The 2,116-nt window shown below is 40.0% G+C and carries 2 protein-coding genes; both read right to left on the bottom strand.

Features of this window, described 5'->3' with window-relative positions; genetic code table 11:
- Window positions 1-189: 189 nt before the first annotated feature.
- Window positions 190-1,878 carry a hypothetical protein gene (locus NTV63_04245; protein MCX6710130.1) on the bottom strand — a complete coding sequence of 563 codons (1,689 nt, stop codon included), beginning with the start codon at window positions 1,876-1,878 and terminating at the stop codon, window positions 190-192.
- A gap of 21 nt (window positions 1,879-1,899) precedes the next feature.
- The coding region (locus tag NTV63_04240; protein ID MCX6710129.1) for a Replication factor C small subunit at window positions 1,900-2,116 on the bottom strand (217 nt) is incomplete at its 5' end.

Below are 2,116 nucleotides of genomic sequence, written 5' to 3'. Positions count from 1 at the left end.
ACTGTTGTTCTTTATAACAATATGAGAACAATAAGCTGCACCCAGACAGTAGACACGGCAAACCAGAATTCGTATGAGAAGCAGGTGAGCATAAACCTCGCGTATGATTACATGGACCTGAAGAGTTTTCCCATTCTTGTGAGGAAAAGCGGCTGAAGAAATTTTTATTTTGATTTATTTTTCTAATTTTTATTTGTTTGATTTTTCCCATTCAGAGAATGCTGCGCTTATCTCCTCCTCTGAATACCCGGACTTGTATAAAGAGTTCTTTATTTTTTCAGGAGAATCCTTCTGCATTGCAATGTCTATTATTGATGCAATCTCTTTTACCTTTGCTGCAGAAAGCGGGGCTTTTGAAGCGCGCTGAGGAATCTGCTGCTTTTCAGGATATTTATCTATATAATTTGCGCGCATGGGCTCTTCAGGATTTTTCATTTCAGCAGGTTCAGTGCCTTCATAACTTCTTTCAGATGGCTTACTCATCCTGCTCGCATATGATTTTTCTTCTATGGCGGAAATTTTTGGGGCTCCTGCTTCAATCTGCCCAGAGAATTTTGCCTTTTTCAGGATATTGATTGGAACCTTGGATGACTCTTCCATGCTTGAAAGAAGCTCTGCTGACTTCTCATTCATTGATTTGATAAGCTTCTTTATCTTTTCATCCCGTTCATATATTGCATTCTGCGCTGTCTTAAGCCCTTCCTCAAGTTCACCAATCCTGGTTCTTAGAAAAACCTCCTGCTCTGTCGCTTTTCTTGAGATTATCTCCTTCTGCGCCTCAAACCTCATCTTAAGTTCGTCTATAATGCGCTTTCCCTCGTCTTGCTGTGCAAAAACAAGTTTTCTTAATCTTTCCGCTTCAGAAGAAAGCATTTCATTCTCCTTTCTTGCAGAAGAAAGCTTTTGTGAATTTTCCCTGGAGATTAAATCAGATGCTTTTGCAAGCTCCACTATGGAGCGGTTGTTTGAAAGCATTTCTAAAAGTAGCTTTTCTTTTTCTTTAAGAGATTCCCTTGCTGAAATAAGGTCTGAATTTAGCTGCTCATCTGTCTTGTTCTTGTGCGATATGTAGAAGCGCAGCTCTGCTATTTCCTTGTCTTTCTCGGAAATGGACTTCTTCAACTCGCTTATGTCTTTCTTAAGATTGTCTTCTGCAAAAATCTTCAGCCCTGCGCCTTTCTCAAACTCTTTTATCACATTGTCTGAATAAATGAGTTTCTGCTCAATTTCCTTTGCGCGCATTATGGAATTTTCCTTTTCTTCCCTTTCCTTGAGAATTCTCCTTTTCAGCTCATTTATTTCATCTTCCCTCTCAGAAATAATCTTTTTTAATGAATAAATGCTTTCTGCGCCCTCTTTTTTTGTTATGGTTTTTCCAAGGACTGAATTGTCTGTCTCAAGCTGCTTAACTCTTGAATTAAGCTCAATGTTTTCAATGCGCATCCGCTTTATTATCCTGTCTGCCTCTGAAATTTTGTTCTTGTATTCCAGAAGCTTGACCTCGGATTCTGCGCGTTCCTCTGAAAGGTTTGATATGCTTTCGCGGAATTCCAAGATTGTCTTGTCCTTTTCAGAAAGCTCATGCTTCATCCTTTGGTTTTCAGAAACAGTTATGTCCAGAAGCGAAAGCCTTTCCCTCATAGAATAATTTTCCTTTTCAGCCCGCTCATTAATTTCTCTAATGTGCTCAATCCCGTTCTTGCACATGTTTATTATTTCATAAGAATCAGGAATCCTTAATTCCTGCTCTCTTTTTGCAGAAACATTTTCTGCTTCTGAAATGCCAGAATGTTTTAATTCCAAAAGCCCGCTACTTGGTTTTTCAGAAAGCATACTGCCTTCAGAAGTTCTCTTTTCCGCTCTCTTTTTCCCGGGCATTTTGTTTATTTCCCTTTCAAATTATTTCCTGCTTTTTTCCATTCCTGCTATGGCAAAGCTGCTCAGAAGCGCCTCAAGCTGGACGAACTCGTCAGCGCCCTCAACCATCCTGAATTCAATCTCTGCGCATTTTTCCACAAGAGCCATCTTTTCCCTGGGCTCAATATCAAGCTTCATTGCCTCGCCCTGAATCTGCTTTATCAGGTCAAGCCCCGAAAGCCCGTAATCCACCATAACA

This window comes from Candidatus Woesearchaeota archaeon, from assembly GCA_026394965.1.
GTDB lineage: Archaea > Nanobdellota > Nanobdellia > Woesearchaeales > 0-14-0-80-44-23 > JAPLZQ01.
Note: the sequence above shows the minus strand (reverse complement) of the source record. Positions and strands in the feature narration are given on the sequence as shown.

Excerpts from the sequence above, each read along its gene's own strand:
- NTV63_04245 (MCX6710130.1), bottom strand. The coding sequence starts at position 1,878 with ATGCCCGGGAAAAAGAGAGCGGAAAAGAGAACTTCTGAAGGCAGTATG.